Source organism: Waltera intestinalis (assembly GCF_009695995.1).
Lineage (GTDB): Bacteria > Bacillota > Clostridia > Lachnospirales > Lachnospiraceae > Acetatifactor > Acetatifactor intestinalis.
The window spans coordinates 1-24,726 of the sequence record NZ_VUMU01000003.1 but is presented as its reverse complement, the minus strand read 5'-3'; the positions used below and the strand labels follow the sequence as shown (position 1 = coordinate 24,726).

The window sequence follows — 24,726 nt, the reverse complement described above, 5'->3', positions numbered from 1 at the left end:
CATATACTTTTACCAACACTCTCTGTCATCAGGTAACTATCGTGCGAAAACGTCCTTCCCTTTCCTTCCACCAACTGCTTCTGTGTATCTGCCTCCTCTGCACTCTCACCGGCGCCATGGCTCTTTTGTCCCATTGTACTTCCGCAGACAGGCGCTTTGAGCAATTCACCTCTCAGGTTTTCCGGGAGGAAATGACTGCCAGTACTCTGAACATGCACTACACCATTGCGGATTCTGCCGCTTTTGGGATCACGGATTATGAGCCTGTCCTTTCCCTCTATACCTCCGGGCAGTCGGACGCGAGTGGGGAACGTTGTTCTGCGCTCCTTAGGCAACTAAGTTGTATTGCTTACGATAAGCTCTCACCGGAGAATGCTTTCACCTATACACTCCTACAGCGGTCTCTGGAAAATGACCTGGCGTTGGCGCAGTTCCCCTATTACAACGAACCGCTGTCCCCATCTTCGGGAATGCAGTCACAGCTCCCCATCCTGCTGGCAGAATACACCTTCCGTTCCAGGCGGGATGTGACAGACTACCTGGCACTCTTAGACCAGGTGGACGATTATTTTGCCTCCTTGCTCCTCTATGAGCAGGAAAAAGCTGCCGCAGGCTTCCTCATGCCGGATGTTTCCCTGGAAAAAGTCCGAAAGCAATGTGACACCATCGTCACCATACAAGAACTAGCGCAGGGAACCCACTTTTTGCAGACCACCTTTGAAGACCGGCTGGTGGAATTGCAGGCACAGGGCATATTATCTGCCGAAGTTGTCTCTTCCTTTCTTAAGGAAAATGACCGGCTGCTCACCACGGTAGTACAGCCTGCCTACGCCACACTATCCGAAGGACTGTACTCTCTGGAGACTTCCGGCTCTGCCGGTCAGACATCTTCTATCTCTCAGGCGTCTCCCGGCGGGATCATAGATACATCCGGCGCCCTGCCGAAAGGTCTCGCCCTGTTGCCGGATGGGAAGGCTTACTATCACCACCTGCTTTTCGCCGAGACCGGTTCCTCCCGTTCGGAAAAAGAACTGGTGCAAATGCTTCTGGCGCAATTTCAGGAGGAACAGGCGGCCATCCGCAGCCTGACACAACAGTCCCCTTCTCTGCTTTCCATGCTTTCCGAAGGGATCACGGAAGGTTTTCCCATCCCGGAACCGGAAGAAATGCTTTCCGATCTACAATCACGCATGATAAATGACTTTCCTGTCAGTAATCCCACTCCCTCCTTTACTGTCAAGGATGTCGTACCCAGTCTGGAACCTTACAGTGCACCGGCTTTTTACCTGACGACTCCCCTGGGCGATTCTGACAATAATGTCATCTATATAAACCGCCGCAATTCTCCCATGGGACTGGAGCTCTATACGACCCTGGCACACGAAGGTTTTCCCGGGCATCTCTATCAGACCGTGTATAGTAACCGTGCCTTTTTAGATAAAGACATGGATCCTGTGAGAAAGCTGATCTGGTACGGCGGATATTTGGAGGGTTGGGCGCTGTATGTAGAATTTATTTCCTATGATTATGCGGCAGATCTGCTCGAACAGTGCGGACAGTCGGATGCCGCGCAGGCCGCTCTCCTGGAAAAACATACCCGGAGCCTTCAGCTGTGCATGTATACTCTGTTGGACCTTCTGATCCACGGGGAAGGTGCCGGATACGATCAGACTGCCACATTCCTTGGAAAGTTTGGCATTGATTCCCCGGAAGCCTGCAAGGCGATCTATACTTATATTGCGGAAGAGCCCTGCAATTATCCGAAGTATTATGTGGGCTATCTGGAGATTTTGAAATTACGGGAAACTGCCCGGTCCCATTGGGGTGACAGGTATTCCGACCTTCGCTTTCACACATTTTATCTGGAAAATGGCTGCTGTGATTTTTCCTTGCTGGAGGAGCTACTGTAAAATAGAGCAGCCTTGTAAAACAACACAAGACCATAACTTGACAAAGCCCCCCTCCTTTTCTATACTTGCAAAAGGAGAGAGGCTTTTCGCTTCCTATATTCCGCTTCGATAACAGAAAGGCATACAATTCCCATGGAACAACTATTATTCAGTTTGAATGCAACGATCCCCGTATTCCTGGTCATGGTGATCGGTTATGTTTTACAGCAGCTGCATGTTACCAACGACTCTTTTGTCAAAACCCTGAATTCATTCAATTATAAGATCACCCTGCCCGTACTTTTGTTCAAGGACATGTCCACTGCAGATTTTTACAGTGTATGGGATACCGGTTACGTGCTGTTCTGCTTCTTCGTGACCCTGTTCTGCATCATCATCACCTGGGTCGTGACAGGCATTTTTTATAAGAACAAATCCCGCCTGGGAGAGCTTGTCCAGGCAAGCTACCGCAGCAGTGCCGCTGTTCTGGGTATCGCCTTTATACAGAACATCTACGGAAACTCCGGCATGGCTCCCCTGATGATCGTAGGTACGGTTCCCCTGTACAATATCGCTGCCGTACTGATCCTGTCCTTCACCGGACCGGATGCGAAGGGCTTCGATAAAGAATCCCTGCTGAAATCCTTAAAAGGGATCATCACGAATCCGATCATTATCAGTATCGCCCTGGGCATGCTGTCCAGCGCCTGCCGGATCCATTATCCCGTGATCATTTCCAAGACCATCAGCAATGTTGCCGTACTGGCTACCCCTCTGGCCCTGATCGGCCTCGGTGCCGGATTCGAGGGTAAAAAAGCCTTAAAGCTTTTAGCCCCCACCGGAGTAGCAACTGTATTAAAGCTGGTAGTATGGCCCGCACTGTTCCTGCCGCTTGCCATCCATTTTGGCTTTACCGGAGAAAAACTGGTGGCGATCCTCATTATGCTGGGCTCCCCCACCACCGTAAGCTGTTATATTATGGCGAAAAACATGAACCACGAAGGAACTTTGACTTCCAGCGTGGTTGTTGCCACCACGTTTTTAAGTTCCGTTACCCTCACAGTATTCCTGTTTATTTTGCGGAGTATGCAATTGATTTAGTTGCATGATGCCCCTGGCATCATCACATTTTCCCCGCAAGAAAAATGCTTGCCACTGTTCCCGCTAACGTTGCCAGCAGTGCCCCCGGTAGCGTGTAGCGGGTTTTCGTTACCTTTGCCGCCAGAAAATACACACTCATGGTATAAAAAATCGTCTCGGTACAGCTCATAAGGATTGATGTCAGCATCCCGGCATAAGAGTCCGGGCCGCAGGTCTTGAAAATATCCAGCACCAGCCCGGTAGCCGCAGAGGAAGAGAACATTTTTACGATAAGCAGCGGGATCAGCTGCGTCGGAAGTCCCACAGCCTGCGTCGCCGGTCCGATCAGCTTCCCTAACAACTCAAAAAATCCGGAAGTCCGAAGGATTCCCACTGCCATCATCAGTCCTACCAGTGTCGGAAGGATCTCCACCACAATGCGCAGCCCCTCTTTTGCCCCCTTCAAAAAAGTCTCATACACTTTCACCCCTGAGACCATTCCGTAACCCACGATCCAGAAGATCACCATGGGGATCATAATATCTGACATATGTGTCAATACGTTTATCATGATCCTCACCTATCCTTCCATTTACAATAAATGACGGAAATGATAGTACTGAAAAGTGTAGCCACCAGTGCCGGAGCAATGATCACCGCGGGGTTGGCACTGCCGTACTGACTGCGGTAGGCGATCATGTTGACCGGGATTAGCTGTAAGGACGAAATATTCAGGATCAAAAAGGTACACATTTCGTTGCTGGCAACTGACACATTCGTTCCGCGCCGTCCGCTCTCCAGTTCCGCCAGCTGCTCCATGGCTTTCAGTCCCGCCGGTGTACACGCCCATCCCAACCCCAGCACATTGGCGATCAGATTCGTAGCTATGTATTCCCCCGCCGGATGATCTTCCGGAAGTCTTGGAAACATAAATTTCAGAAAAGGCCTGATACCTTTTGTCATCTTCGTGATCATGCCGGATTCCTGCGCGATCTCCATCAGTCCCATCCACAGTGCCATGACCCCTGCCATGGTGATGCAGAGGCTCACCGCCTCTCCGGCACTGTCAAGCGCCCCTTCTGTCAATGCACTCATCTGTCCGGTACAGACTCCGTAGATCACACCTAACAGGATCATTCCTGCCCAGATATAATTAAGCATCTTCTCCAAACCGCCTGCTGTTCCTTCGTTTCACTATATGCGGATGCCGGGATGTCCTATGAAAATACAAATCGTGCCTTCGGTCATGTCCTACCAGGCCTGCATTTCCATCCGGAATTTCTTCCCGGCATACAAATATAAGCCTTCCGGTAATATATTTTCCGAAAGGCTTATCTGGTTCATTCTCTCAAATTCTTTTACAGAGTTCCCTGTGTGAACAGGCTCCTCACATGTGCCACTTCTTCCGCAGTGGCTTTCTCTGCCGGCACATAATAAGATTTCTCTCTGGCGATCTGATACAGCTCCTCCTGGGACTGCTCACAGGCGGTACGGAACTGCTTCAGTGTCTGTTTTAATTCCTTGTTTTCTGACTGAGCGATCATTCCCGCATAGCGGGTCAGTTCTCCGTTGATCCCGGCCAAAGTATCTGCTACCATTGTCTTTTCCTGCATTCTGCTGCCTCCTTACTGCAAAAACTTCATAAGCTGCTGTTTGTTCTCCATAGCGCTGCGGGCACCCTTTTCAAAAAACTGTTTTACCTTCGGGTCCTCCGCTTCCTTGGCGTACTCCTGCATTTTGCAGCGGGTCGTGTCAAAGCCGCCGATCAGATGGCGCAGATTCTGCAGATCTAATTCTGAAATATCACTCATGCTGTTAACCTCCTTTTGATTCCTTCTGTTCTATGCGAGGTTAGTATGCGCAGGATATTTTTTTCTATACTAAATAAAATTAGCAAATATGGATACGGAAATCACCGTCAGAATACCACAGACCACGATGGACAGGCTGCTCATGGCGCCTTCGATCTCGCCCAGTTCCATGGCTTTCGCGGTTCCCAACGCATGGGCACTGGTGCCAATGGCAAGACCTTTGGCAATGGGATCCTCGATCTTGCAAAGTCGGCAGATCGTCTCTGCCAGAATGTTGCCAAGGATACCTGTGACAATGATCACGACTACCGTAATGGTCACAATACCGCCCATTTTTTCAGAAATCCCCATACCGATAGCCGTGGTAATGGACTTCGGCAGAAGCGTTACATACTGCTCATGGTTCAGACCGAACATCAGGCTTAAAGCGAAAACGCTCACCATGGCAGTCAGCACGCCGGCAATGATTCCGCCGAAAATAGCCTTGGGATAAGTCTTTAACAGTTCCAGCTGACGATACAGAGGCACTGCCAGGCTGACCGTTGCCGGAGTCAGGAAAATGCTGATATACTGTGCACCGTTTGCATAGGTCTCATAATCTATATGGAACAATAACAATACTGCCACGATCAGGATTACGGAGATCAGTAAGGGATTGGCAATGGCTTTTCCGGTCTTCTGTTTGATCCACAGACCGATCTCGTAGGTGACCAGTGTAATAGCAATACCGAAAAAGATAGACTGGCTCAATATTTCATTCATTTATCTGTCCTCCTTATCATCTGCGGCAGCTTCGGTTCCGACCGTCTGCAGGGTTGCAGCACCTTTATTTTTCTGCCCCCGGATAATATGCTGGGATACCCGGCCTGTCACGATCATGATCAGTACCGTGGATACCACCGTGATCACACAGATGGGAAGCAGCATCTCTTTTAAAGCATCCACACTTGCCATGATTCCCACGGTAGCGGGCACGAACATAATGGACATGGCATCCACGAGGAAATCCGCCGCGGTCTCCACCTTTTCCAGCGGGATCAGTTTTGTGATCAGCCCCACCAGCATGATCACCAGACCATAGACGCTTGCTGCGATGGGAAGCGGGATCAGGATCTCCAGAAGCTCTGCCAGAAAGGAGATTCCCAGGATAATCGAAAATTGTTTCACATATTTCATGATATTGTCACCCTACCTGTTAACTTTAGTATTTCATTTCTTTTGTTATATAGCAACACGATATGATGCCCGGGCATCATTATATTGCCCACAAACAAAAGAAGCTGCGCACTATTTTTCAGCACGCAACTTCGTATTATACTACTTGATTTTTACTTTCACAATCAGCATTCTCTACCATTTGAGTAAACTTTTTTATCTTGCTTTCGTGAATTTTTCCCTTACATCTGGTGTCTTACCACTGCATATTCGTCATCCAGTCGGAAGTAGGGACACTCCTGCTGGGTTCCGGATAAAAAGCGGTACATTTCATCCTCATCCAGATTCACCATGCAGCAATAGCATTCATAATCTTCGTCATATTCATAATTGACACACGCGTCACAATTAGTCATTTTGCCTCTCTCTGCATATGCCTTTCACGGATTATCCTACATTATCCTCATATGCTTTTGTCTGTTTTGGTTCGGTTTCATTATGGTATTTTCACCGTTTCATGAGTTGCCATGCAGATACTGATAGATTTCCCGTTTTCCCACACCTCTGTCTTTTGCCACCTGCTTCATGGCGGATTTATTATCCATACCCTGCTCTTCGTAATAAGCCATATGTTCTTCAATGCTCATGGATTCCCAGGATGCGATCTCTTCCTGTCGTTTCTCTTCCGGGCTCTTCCCTTCTACTACCAGGACATATTCTCCGCGGGGTTCCTCTGTCTTGTAGTAGTCCAGCGCCTTTTCCAAAGTGGTGGGAAATACGGTCTCGAACTTCTTGGTCAGTTCTCTGCACAACGTGATCCGTCGCTCCCCCAGTGCCGCATACAGTTCCTCCAGCGTCCGAATCAGATGATGGGGTGCTTCGTAGAGGATCATGGTACGGCTCTCGGTCTTCAGTTCCTCCAGAATCGCTTTCTTTTCCTTTTTATCCGCAGGCAGGAATCCTTCAAAACAAAACCTTCTTGTACTGAGTCCTGATAAGGTCAGTGCTGTAATACAGGCCGCAGGACCTGGCAGGGAAGTGACGGGAACATTCTGCTCCTGGCACATCCGCACCAGTACTTCACCGGGATCGGAGATCGCCGGGGTACCGGCATCAGTGATCAGCGCAATATTCTGTCCGTTTAACAGCTGTCCTACCAGCTGGTGTGCCTTCTCTACTTTATTGAACTCATGGTAGCTGGTCATGGGCGTATGGATGTCGAAATGATTCAGCAGCTTAATACTGTTACGGGTATCCTCCGCTGCGATCACATCCACCGTCTGCAGGGTCTCCACCACCCGCGGTGTCATATCCCCCAGATTGCCAATGGGCGTTGCACACAAATATAAAGTTCCGGGCATGAGCTCCTGCCTCCTCTCCAAATCACTTTCCCTTTTTAATATCCATATATATCATATATTTCCGGCATATATACTCCCGGTGACTGATACACGATCAACGGCTTCTCCACGGTCATGCGGGATCTGCCGCCTCGCACCGCCTCGATGAGCACCATATTAGGCTCCTTGTCGATGTAGGGATACACCAGCTGCATCCGCTTCGGCTCCAGCTTGTATTTTACCAGCATGGTCATGATCTCCGCCAGCCGAAAGGGGCGATGTACCATGTAAAAATGTCCGCCGGGCTTTAATAGTTTTGCTGTCCTGCTGACCACATCCTCCAGTGTACAGAGCACTTCGTGTCTGGCGATCGCTTTCGGTTCCTCCGGGTTCGTCAATCCATGCTGTCCGATCATGTACGGAGGATTGCAGGTAATACAGTCAAAGGAAGCAGCCTGAAAAATCCGGTCTGCTTCCTTGATGTCTCCTGTCACGATGTCAATGCGGTCCTGCAGATCGTTCAACGCCACACTGCGTCTCGCCATATCTGCGCTCTCCTCCTGGATCTCCAGTCCGGTGAGATGGGAACAGTGGTATTTTGCTTCCATCAGGAGCGGGATGATCCCGGTGCCTGTCCCCAGATCCAGTAAAATATCTTTCTCTCTGGCGTGGGCAAATCCTGTCAGAAGCACCGCATCCATGCCGAAACAAAATTTCTCCGGATTCTGTATGATCTGATAACCGTTCCGCTGAAGGTCATCAATTCGTTCTTTATCCTTCAGTTCAACCTTCATTCGTGTTCTCCGGTTTTCTTCCGTTACCGTTATTACCGTTATTGCCGTCTCTTCTGCCACCGTGTCTCGATCTTCTGCGGAAGGAATTGTCTCTTGGTGCCTGTCCCTGGCTGCCGGACTGCTCTGCACCCTGAGCATCGCTGTTCTCTCTTACCTGCTCCGGACGGTTCTGCGGACGATTCTCACAGCGTCTGTCGCCGCGGTTATTATCCCTGCGGTTGTCACGGTTATTGTCTCTGCGGTTGTCACCACGATTCTCGTTGTTCCGATTTTCTCCACGGTTATCATTACGACTCTGATTCTCACCACGGTTATTATTTCTGCGGTTGTCGTCTCTGCGTCCGTCGCGTCTGCGGTTATCCCCGCGATTCTCGCTGTCGGCTCTCTGTTCTCTGCGGTCCTGACGCTCCGGGCGCTGCTCCGCACGTTTTTCTGCGCGTTCTTCCGCTTCTTCCTTCTCCTCGATCTCCTCTAACTTCTCAAGTTCCTTCTGCTCTTCCTTAGACAGTTCCTGACCGCCCCTTTTGCCGCGGCGTCTCTTGAACTGTAAAGTGTCTGCCTCGTACTCCTTCAGTTCCTTCTCGTCACCGACTTCTACCAGTACCTTGACCAACTGACGCAGTACGTTGACGTTCTGTACCTCGCCATGGAGTCCATCTGCCGTCTGGACATAGTCACCCACACCGGGAAGCTTACGGTTCAGTTCTTCGTAAGTGTCTTCCTCATTTTTCAGGCAGCACATCAGTCTGCCGCAGACACCGGAGATCTTGGTGGGATTCAGGGACAGATTCTGCTCCTTCGCCATCTTGATGGATACCGGCACGAAATCCGACAGATAGCTGTGACAGCACAGAGGTCGTCCACAGATACCGATACCGCCGCGGATCTTGGTCTCATCCCTGACACCGATCTGGCGCAGCTCGATACGGGTCTTGAACACACTTGCCAGATCCTTGACCAGTTCACGGAAGTCGATACGTCCGTCTGCTGTAAAATAGAATAATACCTTATTGTTATCAAACGTATACTCCGCATCGATCAGCTTCATTTCCAGACCATGCTTTAATATCTTCTCTTTACATATCTTGAAGGCTTCCTTCTCTCTTTCTTTGTTGGCAGCCTCCTGCTCGATATCTCTCTCTCCGGCGATCCGCATCACAGGCTTCAGCGGCTGGATCACCTTGTCATCCTCTACCTCATGCACTCCCGCAACGACCGTACCGAACTCTATGCCTCTGGCGGTCTCCACGATCACGTGATCGCCTCTCTTTATCTCCAGCTGCAGCGGATCGAAGAAATATACCTTGCCCGCTGTACGAAATCTCACACCGATTACTTTTGTCATATCTATCTACCTCACTGATGCCCATGGCATCTTCAAATAAATTAAAACAACAGCTGCCTGCGCAAAATGCGCCTGCAACTGCTATTTTATCATATCTTTTCTAAAATGACTACTCTAATATTAGCATCTTATGATACTCACATCTTATGATACATAAGTTTTCTTAGGACAGCACAGACCGAAATACCCTTAAAGCATTTAAGGAAAATACCTTTTCGATTTCTGAGGAAGAAAAACCCTGTCGTTCCATCTCTGCGGCAAGCTGCTGCATTTTTTCTGCGCCAGACAGCTCACAAGGCTCTCCGAAGCCATCGAAGTCACTTCCCAGTGCTATTGCATCGATTCCTGCCAGGTTTTTAATATATTGCATGTGCTCCACCATTTTTTCAATCCGCCCGATCTTTCCACCATCCTCAAGAAATCCTACGAAATAGTTGATACCGATAACACCGCCCCGCTCTCCGATCATTCTGATATTATTATCCGAGAGATTCCGCAGATGTGAGCAGAGTGTACGTGCGTTGGAGTGACTTGCGATCACAGGGCCATGCGTAAGCTCAAAAATGTCCCGTATGCCGGCATCATTTAAATGGGAAACATCAATAAGAATGCCGATTCTCTCCATTTCCTCCACAAAGCTTTTCCCAGTATCCGTAAGTCCATTGACCATGTCCGGAATTCGGGGACTTCCCGGTGCGATTGCCGAATTGGGATACCCCAGTTCATTTGCAAAGTTCCATGTCAGGGTAGACATTCTGACGCCTTTGTCATATAGTGCATACAGGTTTTCCAGTTTTCCTTCATACACTCCGCCCTCTTCCACTGTCATCATAGCTGATAGCTTTCCCATCCTGGCGTTCTCTTCCATACTCTCTGCTGTTGTCACCTGTCCTATGATATCCGGATATTCCGCAATCTGTGTTTTCCAGAAATCTGCAAGCCCCAATACATGTGTAAATGGTGACTCGCCTCTTTTCTTCAATACTCCCAGATGGGTAAAAAGGGAAAAGCACTGGCAAATATATCCCCCTTCTCTCATCCGGTTCAAATCGATTCTTCCGGAATTGGAAAGAAGGGAAGTCTCCTTCCCTTCCCTGAAATCCGAGTACATATTAGGTATCGTATCACAGTGTAGATCAATTACCCGGTACATCTAAGCTGCCTCCTTTTATTCAGATAGAGCTCCCTGCGCAAATTCAATATATGCTTCATTCACAACCGTAATGACATAATCCGGCTCCGGACTTCACGCCGGTTATGACACCTCTTTACAGTCCGAATTCTTCCAGTGCCGCATAGAATAACCTCTCATACCCTTTTGGTACTTGAGCATAAGAAAACAACCACACAGGAGAATTCTTACTCTTGTATGGTCGTTATTTCTTTTTGTCACTGCTTGAAGACGTCACTCAAAAACTGTTTTTTCTTATAATTCCTAAGTGAAGGCTTCATTCGGAGAGATTTTTAAATATTTTATGGTTCTGAATAGTTACTATGTTAAGATCTAAGCTCTACACCCAGCTTGTTGTTCAGGTTCTTCAGGATCTTCTTCACATAGCCGTCCACTGCCTCTGTGGTGAATTCTTCCTCCTTCGGAGCAAAGGTTACGGTGAATGCCATGGACTTCTTCTCGGGTCCTACCTGTAAGCCTTCATAGACATCGAAGAGTTCTACGGACTCTACGAAGCTGCTGGCTTCTGCGATTGCCTTCTCTACCTCGCCGCAGGTAACGGATTTGTTCATTACCAGTGCCAGGTCTCTGGTCTCCTTCGCGAACTTGGAGATCGGTGTGAAGGTGGGAACCTTGCCGTATACAGGACGCAGGGCTTTCAGATCGATCTCTGCGATGTATGCGGACTCACGCATGTCTTCTTCCTTCTGGATCTCGTAGGTCAGCTGACCTAAGTAGCCGATCTCTTCGCCGTTGTACAGGATTTTTGCGGTACGATAAGGATGCAGGAAGCTCTTTTTGTCTTCTACATATTCGAAATCAATGAACAGAGTCTCTGCTACGGTGTCTACCAGACCTTTCAGAGTGAAGAAACTCTCTTCCTTACCCCAGATACCGATGCAGATAGTCTCTCTCTCATCTGGATACTCGGTCAGAGGCAGATCCTTAGGGATGAATTTATTGCCGATCTCGTATACTCTGCCTTCCAGACAACCGTTTTTCTGGTTGCGGGCGATGGCGTGGATCATCTGGGGAGCCAGAGTGGTACGCATCAGGGACAGATCCTCGTTGATCGGGTTGATCAGACGGATCGCATGTCTCTCCGGTGCATCCTCGGGCAGGCCTAACAGGTTCAGATCGGAAGGGGAGAAGAAGGAGTAATGTACGCCCTCAAATGCGCCCTGTGCACACAGTGCTCTCTTGATCTTAAGCTCGGTCTTCTGCTTCGTATTCATACCACCGCTGGTTACAGCTGCTGCCGCGAGAAAAGTCGGGGTTACATGGTCGTAACCGTACATACGGATGACTTCCTCTGCGATATCGGGATAGGATTCCATATCTTCACGGTATGCAGGTACCTGAATGGTCAGCTCGTCGCCGTTAATGACAGGCTGGAAATTCAGGGACTTTAAGATTCTCTCGATGTCAGCGGTAGGTACTTCAATACCCAGTACGCCGTTTACCTTCTTGATGCTTGCCTTCATCTCGGTAGGCTCGATGGAGTTACCGGTGTTTGCCTCTACGTGGGTAGAGGATACTTTACCACAACCCAGCTCCTCGATCAGATGCAGTGCTCTCTTGCTTGCCATAACGGTAGCATACTCATCCACGCCTTTGGCATATCTCTGGGAAGAATCGGAAGACTGTCCCAGTGCTCTGGAGCTCTTACGGATATTGTCTCTTGCAAATTTTGCGGACTCGAAGATGACAGCCTCTGTGGTGTCGCGGATCTCGGAATTTAAGCCGCCCATGATACCTGCTAAAGCTACGGGCTTTACGCCATCGCAGATAACAAGGTTGTTTTCGTTTAATTCAAACTCTTTTTCATCCAGGGTCATGATCTTTTCTTTGTCATGAGCGCGTCTTACATGAATGGCATTGCCTTCAATGTAAGAAGAGTCAAATGCGTGCATGGGCTGACCCAGCTCTTTTAAGATGTAGTTCGTGATATCTACCACGTTGGAGATAGATCCGATGCCTACCAGTGCCAGACGTCTCTTCATCCATGCGGGGGATTCGCCGATTTTTACATCAGTTACATAGTGTGCGATATATCTGGGGCACAGATCCGGAGCATCCACAGTTACGGTGAAACCATCTTTGGTAACGCCGCTCTCGGTGTAATCCAGTGCCGGAGTCTTCACGGGTTTGTTCAGGATAGCCGCTACTTCTCTGGCAATACCGAAGATGCTCTCGCAGTCCGGTCTGTTGGCGGTAATGGCAATATCGAAGATCCAGTCATCCAACTGTAACAGAGGCTTTACATCTGCACCGATCTCGGCATCCTCCGGCAGTACCAGCAGTCCGTTGTAGCCTGCACCGGGGTACAGATCCTCAGTCAGTCCCAGCTCAGTACCGGAACACAACATACCGCAGGACTCATAGCCGCGCAGCTTGCCTTTTTTGATCTTCATGGTGCCTTCGATGGTCACATGATCTTTGGCGGTAGCGTATACCTGCGCACCTTCCAGTGCTACGGGGTATTTGCCGCCTGCATGTACGTTGTCCGCACCACAGCAGATCTGCAGGGGCTCTGCGCCGCCTACATTTACCTTACATACATGTAAGTGGGTCTCAGGGATGGGCTCACACTCTTCTACCAGTCCGACTACCACACCGCTGATGTCCTTACCTACTTCGTAGGATTCCTCTACCTCAAAACCGCAGGAGAACAGCTTCTCTTCCAGTTCTTTGGCTTCTACATCTATATCCACATATTCTTTTAACCAACTAAGTGGTACTAACATATCTTTTACCTCCTTCGATGCCGTCTTGTACGACATCCTCTCGTAATGTTCCTTGCATCGTTACTGTTGTAAAATCATATTCCTGTGATCTTAGTCATCATTGATCTGATCCAGTACACGCATATCAGATTGATATAACAGCTTGATATTGTTAATACCGTACTTTAACATTGCCAGACGCTCAATACCGATACCGAATGCCAGTCCGCTGTACTCCTCGGAGTCAATGCCGCAGTTCTCCAGCACTTTCTTATTTACAATACCTGCACCCAGTACTTCGATCCAGCCGGTACCCTTGCACAGACGGCAGCCGCAGCCACCGCAGGCGAAGCAGCTGACATCGACCTCTACGGAAGGCTCGGTGAACGGGAAGTAAGAAGGACGCAGTCTCGTGGTGGTACCTTCACCGAAGATCTTCTGTACCAGTACTTCCAGCATACCCTTCAGGTCGCACAGAGTGATGGTCTTATCTACCACGAGACCCTCCATCTGGGTGAACATCGGAGAATGGGTCGCATCATCATCGGAACGGAATACTTTACCGGGGCTTAAGATCTTGATAGGAGGCTTCTGGCTCTCCATCACGTGAACCTGACCTGCGGAGGTCTGGGTTCTAAGCAGGAATTCCGGAGACAGGTAGAAAGTATCCTGCATGTCTCTTGCGGGATGATCCTGCGGGGTATTCAGTGCGGTAAAGTTGTAATAATCGGTCTCGATCTCGGTTCCTTCATATACGCTGAAGCCCATGGATGCGAAGATATCGATCAGCTGGTTACGCACCTGGGTTACGGGATGCAGATTACCTGTCTTGCGGCTCTTTGCCGGCATGGAGATATCGATCTTCTCACTCTCGTAGCGCAGCTCCATCTCTTTTTCTTTTAACTTCGTGTTCAGCTCGTCAAAATGCTCGCTTGCCCAGTTCTTCAATTCGTTGACTTTCTTACCGAAGTCAGCCTTCTCTTCCTTGGGCACGGAACCCATCTGCTTCATCAGTCCGCCGATAATACCGTTCTTGTCGAGAATGGTCTTTTTGTACTCGTAGACACCCTTGGTGTTCTCGATCTTCTCCAGCTGTTCCCGGATGTCGGCTTTGATCTGTTCGACTTTTTCATTCAATTCGTTTAAATCTGCCATCTTACTCCTCATTTCTGTGTGAATGATTCACACGTATTTTTACTTGTGCCTGGGATGTGTATTGCATTTTTATATTGTAACTATTCAGAGCCTCATTCGCAAAATCGCATCTGCGATGCTTACTTTTTGCTCATTGAGGCTAGCTCGCCAAAGAAATTTCCAAAATTATGCTCATTCATGCAAGCATGATTCGCAAATTTATGCAAATTTCCTCGGCTCTGAATAGTTACAAAAAAAACCGCGCATACAACTTCACCCCATTGGGACGAATTTATATCCGCGGTACCACCCAAATTCCTTATGTGAAAAATGAAAATTATTTTTACATTCACGATAAGACTCTTAACTCACGTAACGAGTGAGGAAACGTCATACCCTACCAAATCCATGCTCTCTGCTCTCGAATTCTTCCGGTATGCGGCTCGCGTGTGAATTTCGATTCTGTTTGAACCTCAGGAAGCTTTTCAGCCGGCGGGCTTCCCTCTCTGTCAGGAAAATAGAATCTTACTATGCACGTTCATTGCCTTTACCTTGATATGATAATACCGAAATAGCGGAAATGTCAAGGTTTTAATTCACAGAAGTCTCTCTACTGCCTTGGCTGCCTCTGACTTATCCGTTCTCTTTGATCTCCAGCATCAAAAGTTCCATAGTCAGGTCAAAATTTACGTTAGCATCCAGACGCCTCTTCGCCTTATCCAGGGCTTCGATGACTTCCTCGATTCCTTCATAGCTGCTGCGCTGGGCTACGCGGCGGATAGCACTGATCTCCTCCCGGAAGACGAGATGGTTCACATCACTGGTCGCCTTGAACAGGAGCACATCCCGGTACCAAATGGCGATGAGATCCAGATAATCATTGATCTGCAGCTTATATTCCGTGATCTTTTTGATCGCTGCGGTGATCTCACTCAGATCCATATCCTGAATATATTTCAATAGCGACAACGCTTCATTCTTAATATTATCGAAGTCCTCACTGGACGCCAGGGATTTCGCCTTGCCGATATTACCTCTGGCAAATGCCACACAGACCTCCGCTTTATAATCCGGCACCTGCAGCTGATGCATGAGATAATTACGCACCAGTTCATCGGCTACCGGCTTCATGTTCAGTACCACACAACGGCTGAGGATCGTCGGCAGCAGAGAATTCACGTTAGAAGTCAACAGCATGATCACTGCATACTCGGGCGGCTCCTCCAGTGTTTTCAGGATTGCATTCTGCGCCTGGGGCGTCATCTTCTCTGCCTCGTTCATAATATAGATCTTATAGGGACTGCTGTATGGCTTGATGGCGATATCATTGTTGATCTGCGCACGAATATCGTCTACGCTGATGGTATTCGGCTTCTCATGGCTGACATAGATAATATCCGGTTGATTGTCCGACAACGCCTGCTTACAGGAATGACATTCCTGACAGGGCTCCGTGCCGCCTTTTTCACACTGTAATGTCATGGCGAATACTCTGGCAATGAATTCCTTGCCGGAAGACTTTTCACCGTTAATAATATATGCATGGGAAATCTTTTTCGCCGAAATGGCGTTCTGTAAATGCTCTTTGATCTGTTCCTGACCGATGATGTCATGAAATGTTGCCAATAGTATTCCCCCTGTCCGTATCTTATGCTATGTCTGTACACTGCTTATGATCTGCTTCTATCGTACTTCCTTCCAGCCTTTCGTGCAAATAAAATTTTGCATGATCAAGTAAAAATATCCAATAACAATCCCCTGATCTCTCCGATCTTATTCAGGATCGCCAGATTGTCTTTTTCATCCTTCATCAATTCCTGTGCCAGCTGATCCAGGTTCTCATCCACCAGCCGGATAATGCCGTATACCCGGTGCCGTCCTCGCCGGTCCAGGAAATTTTCCCTGGAAAAAGAATGAGATCTCGTCACTACTTCATTGAGAAATTCCTTGACCAGTCCACGGTAATGCCGCATATCCTTCACATCCCGTTTCTTCGCCAGTTTTTCTCCCTCTGTCGTGATCTCCGCCATGAGGTTCGTCAGCCTCTCCTGCAGTTCTGCCTCTTCCACATGGCTTGCCAGCATGAACTTGAAGCTGCCATCCGTGGGCGCAGTGTTCTGTACCTGCTCCACCGGAGCCGGCTGCTGTATCTGATTGACTCTCATTTCCATACGCCCACCTCTTTTCTCCGAAATGCATTCATTACCTGATAGTTTCCAAACATTATTTCGGCGATATACCAGCTTCTTTTAAGTATTTTGTAATAGCATTCAGACATTTCGTCAGATCTGTATTCTCGAATCTGTCCCGGATGCCTGCTGCCGCCAGCTTTTCTTCCGAAAAATCTGCACTGTCCGCCAGGAATCTCCGGCACATTTCCTCGTACTTCGGTTTCTCCTGTCTAAGTTCCCTGTCCAGTGCCCGCTGTAAGCGCACGCCATCATCCAGCTCGATATAGACCGGCAGAATCGCCTCCGCACCGAAATAAGCAATCATTTTAGTATAAGCTTCCAGCGTTCCGATCATGAGATAGTTCTGTTCTGCCAGATCGATCTGTCCGTCATCCACTGTAAAATACCGCCAGATTCCGTAGACGGTGTCATAAGCTCTGTCTTCAATGATTTTTCCCTGCTCCTTCAATGCCTGAAAACCGGTTTCATCCGTGAAAAAATATTCCACACCGTTCTCTTCCCCCGCACGGATCGGTCGTGTCGTATAAGGCACGATGGTCCTCAGATCCATCGTGCCCTCTTTCATCAGTTCTTTAAATATGGTGTCTTTTCCGGAGGAACTTTTCCCCATGAGATATACTATTTTTCCCATACTCTCTCATTTCCGTTGTTTTATTCTCATGGCATTTGCATACCTTGTTATGATAGATTGATAACACGATCCTTTATTCCACTTCTACCACATGGATCATATCGGTCTTACCTACCACACCCAGGGGTACACCTGCGGTAATGACAACTGTGTCACCAGTCTTTACCAGACCTGCCTGCTTTGCCTTGAATACCGCTTCCTCGAACAGAGCATCCGTGGTCCGCTCCTTCTGGATCATGACAGGATTTACACCCCACAGCAGATTTAACTGGCGGTATACCTTCTCATCCAATGTACAGCCGATGATCTGGCATCCGGGCTTATAACGCGCGATCATATTCGCGGTAAATCCGGACATGGTTACGGTGATGATGGCTGCTGCATTCAGATCAGAAGCCACACTGCAGGTCGCATAGGAGATTGCTGTAGTAATATCGGGAGTTTCCTGTCTGTCTTCCTTAACTTTCTGCATTCTTCCGCGGTAGTCAATATCCTGCTCCGCTCTCTCTGCGATACGGCTCATGGTCTTAACTGCCTCTACGGGGTACAGACCGGCTGCACTCTCGCCGGACAGCATGATGGCTGTCGTTCCATCATAGATGGCATTGGCAATATCCGTTGCCTCTGCTCTGGTAGGACGGGGATTCTTGATCATGGATTCCAGCATCTGGGTCGCAGTGATGACATGCTTGCCCTGTGCCACTGCCATCTTGATCATCTTCTTCTGCAGAATAGGTACTTCTTCCAGAGGGATTTCGACACCCATGTCACCACGTGCTACCATGATACCGTCTGCCACTTTAATGATCTCTTCCAGGTTCTGAATGCCCTGCATGTTCTCAATCTTGGCAATGATCTTGATCTTGCTGCCTCTGTCCTCTACGATCTTGCGCACTTCCTGAATATCTTCCTTGGTTCTGACAAAGGAAGCTGCGATAAAGTCAAATCCGTGCTCTACACCGAAGATAATATCTGCCAGATCCACCTCACTGATATACGGCATGGACAGAATTGCTCCGGGCACATTCACGCCCTTATGATTGGATACAAAACCTCCGTTGATTACTCTGCAGACAATCTCTTCACCTCTGATCTCTTCTACCGTCATCTCGATCAGACCGTCATCAATGAGGATTGTTGTACCGACTTTGATATCGTTTTTCAGATTCTTATAGGAAATCGTAGCTTTCTGGGCGGTTCCCATAATTTCTTCCGTGGTCAGAATGAACTGCTGACCGGATACCAGCTCTACCTTACCGCCTTCAAAATCACGCAGACGGATCTCAGGTCCCTTGGTATCTAACAGAGTTGCTACCGGCAATCCCAGTTCCTTACGTACTTTCAATACTCTGTTGTATTTTACCAGCTGCTCCTTATGGCTTCCGTGGGAAAAGTTGAATCGTGCTACATTCATTCCGGCAAGCATTAACTCTCTTAATTTCTCCTCACTCTCACTGGCGGGACCGATGGTACAGATAATTTTGGTTTTTCTCATTCAAGCTAAATCCTTTCTGCTGTTAAAATTATTCGTTTTTTACTACGGTAATGCGATACCCGGCATCTTTTGTCACTCCCTGAACATTCAGGTCCTCTTTCAGGTATTCCGCAAGCTGTCTGCAATGCGTCTCCTCGATCTGCTCTCCCGGTACCAGCACAGGAATCCCGGGAGGATACAGATTCACGAAATCTCCTGCGATTCTTCCCACTGCCTGTGACAACAGAATTTCTTCTTTTTCGGCATCCCAAGCCTGGGCAAGGGACATCCGCACTTCGGGATGCAGCTGATAGAGAGAGATTTCCTCCTCTTCTCTGCCGTCCTGCTTCTGTCTGCTCTGCCATTTTCCCGCAGTGATATCGCGATCGATTGCAAGCAGCGCATCTGTCATTCTCCGATACGCTTCTTCCCCATCTCCTATGGTAAACATCGCAAGACAATATCCCGGTGCTGCCATCTCCAACTGCAGATGATATTTCTTTAATAGAATATCATAAATCTGCTGTCCTGACAAACCTGCCTTTGCAGATACTATGATCAGTTTTCCGATATCCTGTCTGGCATCCAGCGGTAAAAAGCTTAAATTTCTGCATTCTGACAGTTCTGTCAGCATCCTCAGATAATTTATCTGGAATTTTGCGAACAGATAGTCTCCCTGCTCCTCTACTACCTGCAGTGCATTGTCAATTCCTGCCATCAATACATAGGATGGACTGCTGGACTGGTAAATATGCAAAAATCTACGCAGGCGGTCTCTGTCGATCCGATTGCCGTTCACATGGAGCAACGCACTCTGAGTAAGTGCCGGCAAAGTCTTATGCACGCTGTGAATGACCAGATCCGCTCCGCACTGACAGCTGTTCTTCGCAAGTCCTTCTGCCAATCCCAGATGCGCTCCGTGCGCTTCATCCACGATCAGAGGAATTCCCTTGCTATGCACGATCTGCGCAGTCTTCTCTATATCCGCAATCCTGCCTTCATAGGTGGGCGACACCAGAAATACTGCATCCGGCACAGGTTCCTTCGCCAGTGCTTCCGCGATCTGTTCCGGAGTTATCGCATCATAAATATCATACTCCTGCATCATTTCCGGATACAGATAAGATATTGTTAAATTTCTCAGGTATGCTGCATGATACGCTGACTTATGTCCGCCTCTGGTCATAAGGAGCCGTCCGCCCTTCGGAACCGCTGCGCTGATAGCAGCCAACACACCGCAGGTACTGCCGTTTACCAGATAAAAACTTTCCTCCGCACCATACAGTCTGGCAGCTTCTTCCTGTAATCTTCGCAGGATCTCTTCCGGGGCATGTAGATTATCAAATCCATCAATCTCCGTGATATCTATATTCATGATCTCCTGCGGTAATTCACCACAGACCTGCCTCTTATGTCCCGGCATATGATAGGGGTATTCATCCGTTTCGCTATATGCCTTCAGTCTCCGGTACAGCTCACCCACTTATTATTCTCCCGTCCGGGGAATCCTTCCCCGTTTATTTTTTCTGTTCTTCTCTCGTCTCCCGAAGCTTCTCGATCAACGCTCCGTGACCCTTGTGTACATGAAAAGTCTCCATGAGAGAGCACCATTTATCTGCCATAGTAACGATCCATGCCTCTCTGCACATGGGCACCGCCGAAATTGTCAAGGGCCACATATGCTTTTTTATAATGTCTCTCTCCCTGGGTGTCAGCTGATATTCCTGCTGCGCATTCTTAAGAGCTCTACCGGGATGATAGAATCCGTGAAGCTTATGAGGGCTGACATAATCCTGCGTATGCCAGTCATACAGGAAATAATCATGCAGTAATGCTCCGCGGATCAGCTCTTTCTTCTCACAGGGAATATGCAGTTTCTCACTGATGGCAAGACTGCATTTTGCCACATTCATGCTATGATCATTCACGGTCATATTGCCATGCTGCACATGAGACATGGTAGATCTGAAGTTCTTAGAACGCAGAATATCCGGTGCTGCAGCCCGGATTTCCTGTCTAAGTTCACGTTCTCTCTCAAATTTTTCTTTCCATTTTCTTATTTTCTTTGCCGAACGTTGTTTCATAGGGTCGCCTTCCTTCCAATTGTCCCCTCTTCAGTAAAGAATTAGTAATAATAGCATACTACCGGGAAGCCGGTGGATACATACTCATAGATAGATGCTGCCATGTGTAAAGGCAGATTGATACAACCGTGAGAACCGGATGTCAGATAAATGGTTCCTCCGAAAGCTCTCCGCCATGTTGCATCATGCATGCCAACATTACCGTTAAACGGCATCCAGTAATTAACCGGTGTTTCATAATTTGCACCACGCAATATTGCATTTCTGGTCTTATAGGTCAGGCCGAATACTCCGGGCGGTGTCACGCAGTCAGCTTTACTCATATTGCCGGATACAAAATCTGTCTCCAGAACAATATCTCCATCCTTGAACAGATACAGATGCTGATTCGTCAGATCTATCTCGACATAAGAATTGCCGATATCATTGCTTCCTTTTTGAGCACCTTTGCTGATGTATACCGGTTCTTTATCCACAGTTTCACCGTTTTGAATGGCTTCTGTCAATGCCTTGATCTCTTCCTCACGGTCTGTCTTCCAACCGTATGCACCGCTTGGCAGGTTCAGTTCAATGCCCTGTACAGTGGTAAATTTTCTCTTTTTGCCGTAAGTATCGTACTCTTTTGCCTGCTCCGATACAAACTCGGCGATAGCTTCCTCATTTAACTGCGGATCCCTGTCACCCACCTGGATCCATTCGTGAATAGTATCTCCGTCTACAACGACCTTATTGCCGTTCCAGTCATAGGTGATCTGCGCACTGACCCACTTATTCATGGTATCGCAGGCTTTTACCAGTGCGGTGTCCTCTGCCATTACCCTTGCGGTCTCATAACATCCCTGCTCTTCCAGATCTACCGAAGTAGCTCCCGCCATAATCGCTGCAGATACCACATCCTCTACCTGATCCAGATCCAGTGTCGATCCCAGTGTCTCCGGAACGATCTCATAGCTCTTCGTTTTTTCGGAATACTCACTGATATATGCATCTTCCGGCTCAATCATATTTTTCTTCTGTAAAGCAGGCATCTGGGCCAGCTGCTCCTGCAATTTATCTGCATCGTAGGCTACTCCCTGGACCATATCATAATTCTGTGTGCTCCACAGCATCTCGATCCACAGGAATTCATTCTGTATGTTCAAAAGCTCCTGTGCTGCTCCCTGAGTGTCCACCCAGTTCATTCCGATCTCCGGTGCTGTCACCGTTCCGATCTCTTCCTGTACGCCGTTCTCATCTCTTCCAAATATCTGCAGGCTGTACTGCTGGGACTGGCTTGCCATGATCGCTGCCACTTCGGGTGCTGTCAGATTACTGCAATCCGTATCATTTACCGATGTCTGATACAGAAAATGAGAGTGATAATAAAAAGCTCCAACTCCGTAAGCTATCAAGAGTACTACTAAGATTCCAAGTCCGATCCAGAGACCTTTCTTACTTTTTTTCGTTTTGTTGTTGGTCTCTTCTTTGGTTTCTTCTTTTGTCGTTTCTTCTTTTGTTTCTTCCTTTGTCGCTTCTTTTATTTCCTCTTTATTTTCCTTCTTTGTTTCTTCGATTACATCTTTGTTTTCGTTTCCCATTTTATCTTACGTTTCTCCCTCATATTATTCCTATTGCGCTCATTATAGCATTTAATTTTATAAAAAAATAGTGTGAAAAGGGCGAAAAATTGCCCTTTCACACTGATTTAGAATACTACTTGCACTAATATCATATAAAGTACAGTTCCTACCGCTATACTAAGCAAAGTGTTTCTCTTCCAAATATGAAGGCTTGCAACCACTGCAATGGATAACAGTTCCGGAATGCCATGATTCCCGACCATAAGATTAATACCTTTTACACAGTATACAACGAGAATTATCATGATCGCCGGCGGGAGTACTTTTCCCAGGTAGGTCACGGTCTCCGGAACTTCTCTCTTCCCTCCGAACAGTACGAAGGGAATTGCCCTTATAAATAAAGTAACAATAGCTGCAACTGCTATGATTCCGATGGAATATAACATTTTTTCTTAACTCCTAATAAAATAATCGCTGTAATAGTCAGTGCCGGCAGTAAAAAGACTCCTGCCCCCAGCAGAATCAGGCATAACACTCCGACTACACCTCCGATGATCGCTGGCTTATGCTCTTTCGTATCCATCCACTGATTGACTACGATGACTGTAAAAAGCGCTGTCATGGAAAAGTCAATTCCCGTGGTATTGATCGGCAGCACACTTCCTGCCACCGCTCCCACACAACTTCCCAGGAGCCAGTAACAATGATCCAACAGAGATATGTAAAAGCTGACTCGCTCTTCTCGCATCCCCTCCGGAACTTTCAGATCGCATAATAAAGAAAATGTCTCATCTGTAAGTGAGAAAATCATATACGGGTAAGTTACACCCATTTTTTTGAATTTCTCTACAAAAGAAAGGCCGTAAAACATATGTCTGCCATTGACAAACAGTGTCATGATCAATGTATACCACAGGCTTGCTCCGGCTGTAAGTAACGTAACCAAGACAAATTGCATGCTTCCCGCATATACAAACAGGCTGATAAAAAAGGCCCACCAGAATCCATATCCGGCATCATTTAGCATTAATCCAAAGGCAAATCCCAGGAAAAGATATCCCAACATCACCGGAACGGACTGCACTATTGCATAACGTAATTCTTTTATCTTGTTTTCCATTGGTAAATCCAGTCTCTTTCGCAATTTCATTGTTCTCGACGAATTATTTTAGCATACCATGATTTGTCAAACAATAGTCTGATATAGGTTCTATTTTTGTAATAGTCATTAAAAAAGATCAATATACTTACAGTATATTGATCTTACCCAATGAGACACGGGGGATTCGAACCCCCGACAACTTGATTAAAAGTCAAGTGCTCTACCGACTGAGCTAGTATCCCATAAATTATTTTTGCATATTACAAATGCCCAGAACCGGAATCGAACCAGTGACACGAGGATTTTCAGTCCTCTGCTCTACCAACTGAGCTATCTGGGCATTTTAGATCTGAATTTGCACTCAGATCTTAGTAGCGGGGACAGGATTTGAACCTATGACCTTCGGGTTATGAGCCCGACGAGCTTCCAGACTGCTCCACCCCGCGATATTATGTTGTATATGATATGTTCTCTTCTTCGAAAATATTCCCGAAAAAGAAAATGGATGGAGGTGGATTCGAACCACCGAAGCAATTTGCAGCAGATTTACAGTCTGTCCCCTTTGGCCACTCGGGAATCCATCCATATGGAATTGTGTTCCATAAAGCCGATGATCGGACTCGAACCGATAACCTGCTGATTACAAATCAGCTGCTCTGCCAATTGAGCCACATCGGCGTATACTCAACAGCCGATTTGTAATCAGCTGCTCTGCCTACAATTGACTCGCTTCACTCCTCAATTGTCGTGAATTGAGCCACATCGGCGTACTACATAAATAAAATCCGTTTTCACGATAAATGGGGCCTATAGGGCTCGAACCTATGACCCTCTGCTTGTAAGGCAGATGCTCTCCCAGCTGAGCTAAGACCCCACAAGGATTAACTAATCCTTTAACGACCCAGATCGGACTCGAACCGACGACCTTCGCCGTGACAGGGCGACGCTCTAACCAACTGAGCCACTGGGCCATTCCTGAAAATACATTGTTTGTACCTTCAAAACCGAACACTGAAACCTCATCTCTTATATCCTAACTTCCATCCTGCTTTCCTATCCAAAACCTTTGGTCAAGCCCTCGACCGATTAGTAAATGTCAGCTGAACACATTACTGTGCTTACACCTCATTCCTATCTACCTCGTAGTCTTCAAGGGGTCTTACTCATTTCTGAGGGATATCTCATCTTGAGGGGGGCTTCACGCTTAGATGCCTTCAGCGTTTATCCCTGCCGGACTTG

General features: G+C 47.7%; 23 protein-coding genes, 7 tRNA genes, 1 rRNA gene, 1 pseudogene and 1 other annotated feature. Of the genes and pseudogenes, 2 read left to right on the top strand and 30 right to left on the bottom strand.

Annotation, left to right across the window (positions count from 1 at the left end; all coding sequences use genetic code 11):
* Nucleotides 1–191: 191 nt before the first annotated feature.
* Entirely contained in the window at nucleotides 192–1,910 is a 1,719-nt protein-coding gene (locus FYJ59_RS03525; protein WP_205839440.1) for a DUF885 domain-containing protein, read from the top strand.
* A gap of 132 nt (nucleotides 1,911–2,042) precedes the next feature.
* On the top strand, nucleotides 2,043–2,990 hold the full coding sequence (locus FYJ59_RS03520) for an AEC family transporter (protein ID WP_154495286.1): 948 nt from the start codon (nucleotides 2,043–2,045) through the stop codon (nucleotides 2,988–2,990).
* Nucleotides 2,991–3,012: 22 nt separating this feature from the next.
* Here FYJ59_RS03520 and FYJ59_RS03515 read toward each other — a convergent pair whose 3' ends face one another.
* From FYJ59_RS03515 to FYJ59_RS03375, 30 genes and pseudogenes are all read right to left on the bottom strand, one after another.
* Nucleotides 3,013–3,537 (bottom strand): spore maturation protein, encoded by a 525-nt coding sequence (locus tag FYJ59_RS03515; protein WP_249327111.1) that lies wholly within the window; start codon nucleotides 3,535–3,537, stop codon nucleotides 3,013–3,015.
* An 8-nt stretch (nucleotides 3,538–3,545) separates the two neighbouring features.
* Nucleotides 3,546–4,130 carry a hypothetical protein gene (locus FYJ59_RS03510; protein WP_022152865.1) on the bottom strand — a complete coding sequence of 195 codons (585 nt, stop codon included), beginning with the start codon at nucleotides 4,128–4,130 and terminating at the stop codon, nucleotides 3,546–3,548.
* Nucleotides 4,131–4,327: 197 nt separating this feature from the next.
* The gene (locus tag FYJ59_RS03505; RefSeq protein WP_022152866.1) at nucleotides 4,328–4,582 is read right to left on the bottom strand and encodes a spore coat protein; all 255 of its coding nucleotides are present in this window, start codon (nucleotides 4,580–4,582) and stop codon (nucleotides 4,328–4,330) included.
* A 12-nt stretch (nucleotides 4,583–4,594) separates the two neighbouring features.
* Nucleotides 4,595–4,780 carry a hypothetical protein gene (locus FYJ59_RS03500; RefSeq protein ID WP_022152867.1) on the bottom strand — a complete coding sequence of 62 codons (186 nt, stop codon included), beginning with the start codon at nucleotides 4,778–4,780 and terminating at the stop codon, nucleotides 4,595–4,597.
* A gap of 69 nt (nucleotides 4,781–4,849) precedes the next feature.
* Complete coding sequence (locus FYJ59_RS03495) at nucleotides 4,850–5,542, bottom strand: LrgB family protein (protein WP_118551864.1); 693 nt, start codon at nucleotides 5,540–5,542, stop codon at nucleotides 4,850–4,852.
* Complete coding sequence (locus FYJ59_RS03490; protein ID WP_154495285.1) at nucleotides 5,543–5,956, bottom strand: CidA/LrgA family protein; 414 nt, start codon at nucleotides 5,954–5,956, stop codon at nucleotides 5,543–5,545.
* 221 nt (nucleotides 5,957–6,177) lie between these two features.
* Complete coding sequence (locus FYJ59_RS13880) at nucleotides 6,178–6,351, bottom strand: DUF6472 family protein (protein WP_022312743.1); 174 nt, start codon at nucleotides 6,349–6,351, stop codon at nucleotides 6,178–6,180.
* Between the two features lie 99 nt (nucleotides 6,352–6,450).
* Nucleotides 6,451–7,296, bottom strand: a complete 846-nt coding sequence (rsmI, locus tag FYJ59_RS03485) for a 16S rRNA (cytidine(1402)-2'-O)-methyltransferase (RefSeq protein ID WP_154495284.1) — start codon at nucleotides 7,294–7,296, stop codon at nucleotides 6,451–6,453.
* A gap of 35 nt (nucleotides 7,297–7,331) precedes the next feature.
* Complete coding sequence (locus tag FYJ59_RS03480) at nucleotides 7,332–8,069, bottom strand: tRNA1(Val) (adenine(37)-N6)-methyltransferase (RefSeq protein WP_154495283.1); 738 nt, start codon at nucleotides 8,067–8,069, stop codon at nucleotides 7,332–7,334.
* A 448-nt stretch (nucleotides 8,070–8,517) separates the two neighbouring features.
* Nucleotides 8,518–9,414 (bottom strand): annotated as a pseudogene (locus FYJ59_RS14040) (PSP1 domain-containing protein); the annotation flags it as partial.
* 163 nt (nucleotides 9,415–9,577) lie between these two features.
* Nucleotides 9,578–10,567 carry a dipeptidase gene (locus FYJ59_RS03470; protein WP_154495281.1) on the bottom strand — a complete coding sequence of 330 codons (990 nt, stop codon included), beginning with the start codon at nucleotides 10,565–10,567 and terminating at the stop codon, nucleotides 9,578–9,580.
* Between the two features lie 344 nt (nucleotides 10,568–10,911).
* Nucleotides 10,912–13,332, bottom strand: coding sequence for a phenylalanine--tRNA ligase subunit beta (gene pheT / locus FYJ59_RS03465; RefSeq protein WP_154495280.1), 2,421 nt, complete (start codon nucleotides 13,330–13,332; stop codon nucleotides 10,912–10,914).
* Between the two features lie 90 nt (nucleotides 13,333–13,422).
* The gene (locus FYJ59_RS03460; protein WP_022152876.1) at nucleotides 13,423–14,466 is read right to left on the bottom strand and encodes a phenylalanine--tRNA ligase subunit alpha; all 1,044 of its coding nucleotides are present in this window, start codon (nucleotides 14,464–14,466) and stop codon (nucleotides 13,423–13,425) included.
* Between the two features lie 258 nt (nucleotides 14,467–14,724).
* Nucleotides 14,725–14,996, bottom strand: a binding site (T-box leader).
* Between the two features lie 82 nt (nucleotides 14,997–15,078).
* Nucleotides 15,079–16,071, bottom strand: coding sequence for a DNA polymerase III subunit (locus FYJ59_RS03455; protein ID WP_117466061.1), 993 nt, complete (start codon nucleotides 16,069–16,071; stop codon nucleotides 15,079–15,081).
* Nucleotides 16,072–16,175: 104 nt separating this feature from the next.
* Nucleotides 16,176–16,616, bottom strand: coding sequence for a YaaR family protein (locus tag FYJ59_RS03450; protein ID WP_117466062.1), 441 nt, complete (start codon nucleotides 16,614–16,616; stop codon nucleotides 16,176–16,178).
* A 52-nt stretch (nucleotides 16,617–16,668) separates the two neighbouring features.
* Nucleotides 16,669–17,268: a nucleoside/nucleotide kinase family protein gene (locus tag FYJ59_RS03445; RefSeq protein WP_154495279.1), complete on the bottom strand. Its 600-nt coding sequence runs from the start codon at nucleotides 17,266–17,268 to the stop codon at nucleotides 16,669–16,671.
* A 73-nt stretch (nucleotides 17,269–17,341) separates the two neighbouring features.
* Nucleotides 17,342–18,763, bottom strand: coding sequence for a pyruvate kinase (gene pyk / locus FYJ59_RS03440; protein WP_154495278.1), 1,422 nt, complete (start codon nucleotides 18,761–18,763; stop codon nucleotides 17,342–17,344).
* Nucleotides 18,764–18,791: 28 nt separating this feature from the next.
* Nucleotides 18,792–20,225, bottom strand: a complete 1,434-nt coding sequence (locus FYJ59_RS03435; protein WP_154495277.1) for an aminotransferase class I/II-fold pyridoxal phosphate-dependent enzyme — start codon at nucleotides 20,223–20,225, stop codon at nucleotides 18,792–18,794.
* 34 nt (nucleotides 20,226–20,259) lie between these two features.
* Nucleotides 20,260–20,826: an HD domain-containing protein gene (locus FYJ59_RS03430; protein ID WP_205839439.1), complete on the bottom strand. Its 567-nt coding sequence runs from the start codon at nucleotides 20,824–20,826 to the stop codon at nucleotides 20,260–20,262.
* 41 nt (nucleotides 20,827–20,867) lie between these two features.
* A complete protein-coding gene (locus tag FYJ59_RS03425; RefSeq protein ID WP_154495276.1) occupies nucleotides 20,868–22,403 on the bottom strand; it encodes a L,D-transpeptidase family protein in 1,536 nt (511 codons plus the stop codon).
* Nucleotides 22,404–22,510: 107 nt separating this feature from the next.
* Nucleotides 22,511–22,831, bottom strand: coding sequence for a branched-chain amino acid transporter permease (locus FYJ59_RS03420; RefSeq protein WP_154495275.1), 321 nt, complete (start codon nucleotides 22,829–22,831; stop codon nucleotides 22,511–22,513).
* Nucleotides 22,807–23,505 (bottom strand): AzlC family ABC transporter permease, encoded by a 699-nt coding sequence (locus FYJ59_RS03415; protein WP_154495274.1) that lies wholly within the window; start codon nucleotides 23,503–23,505, stop codon nucleotides 22,807–22,809. Before FYJ59_RS03415 ends, FYJ59_RS03420 begins: the two co-directional genes overlap by 25 nt.
* A gap of 151 nt (nucleotides 23,506–23,656) precedes the next feature.
* Nucleotides 23,657–23,729, bottom strand: a tRNA-Lys gene (locus tag FYJ59_RS03410).
* Nucleotides 23,730–23,754: 25 nt separating this feature from the next.
* Nucleotides 23,755–23,827: transfer RNA gene (locus FYJ59_RS03405), tRNA-Phe, on the bottom strand.
* A gap of 32 nt (nucleotides 23,828–23,859) precedes the next feature.
* Nucleotides 23,860–23,933: transfer RNA gene (locus FYJ59_RS03400), tRNA-Met, on the bottom strand.
* A gap of 56 nt (nucleotides 23,934–23,989) precedes the next feature.
* Nucleotides 23,990–24,071: transfer RNA gene (locus FYJ59_RS03395), tRNA-Tyr, on the bottom strand.
* A 21-nt stretch (nucleotides 24,072–24,092) separates the two neighbouring features.
* Nucleotides 24,093–24,165: transfer RNA gene (locus tag FYJ59_RS03390), tRNA-Thr, on the bottom strand.
* A 123-nt stretch (nucleotides 24,166–24,288) separates the two neighbouring features.
* A tRNA-Val gene (locus tag FYJ59_RS03385) sits at nucleotides 24,289–24,361 on the bottom strand.
* 23 nt (nucleotides 24,362–24,384) lie between these two features.
* Nucleotides 24,385–24,458: transfer RNA gene (locus tag FYJ59_RS03380), tRNA-Asp, on the bottom strand.
* Between the two features lie 95 nt (nucleotides 24,459–24,553).
* A 23S ribosomal RNA gene (locus FYJ59_RS03375) occupies nucleotides 24,554–24,726 on the bottom strand; the annotation flags it as partial.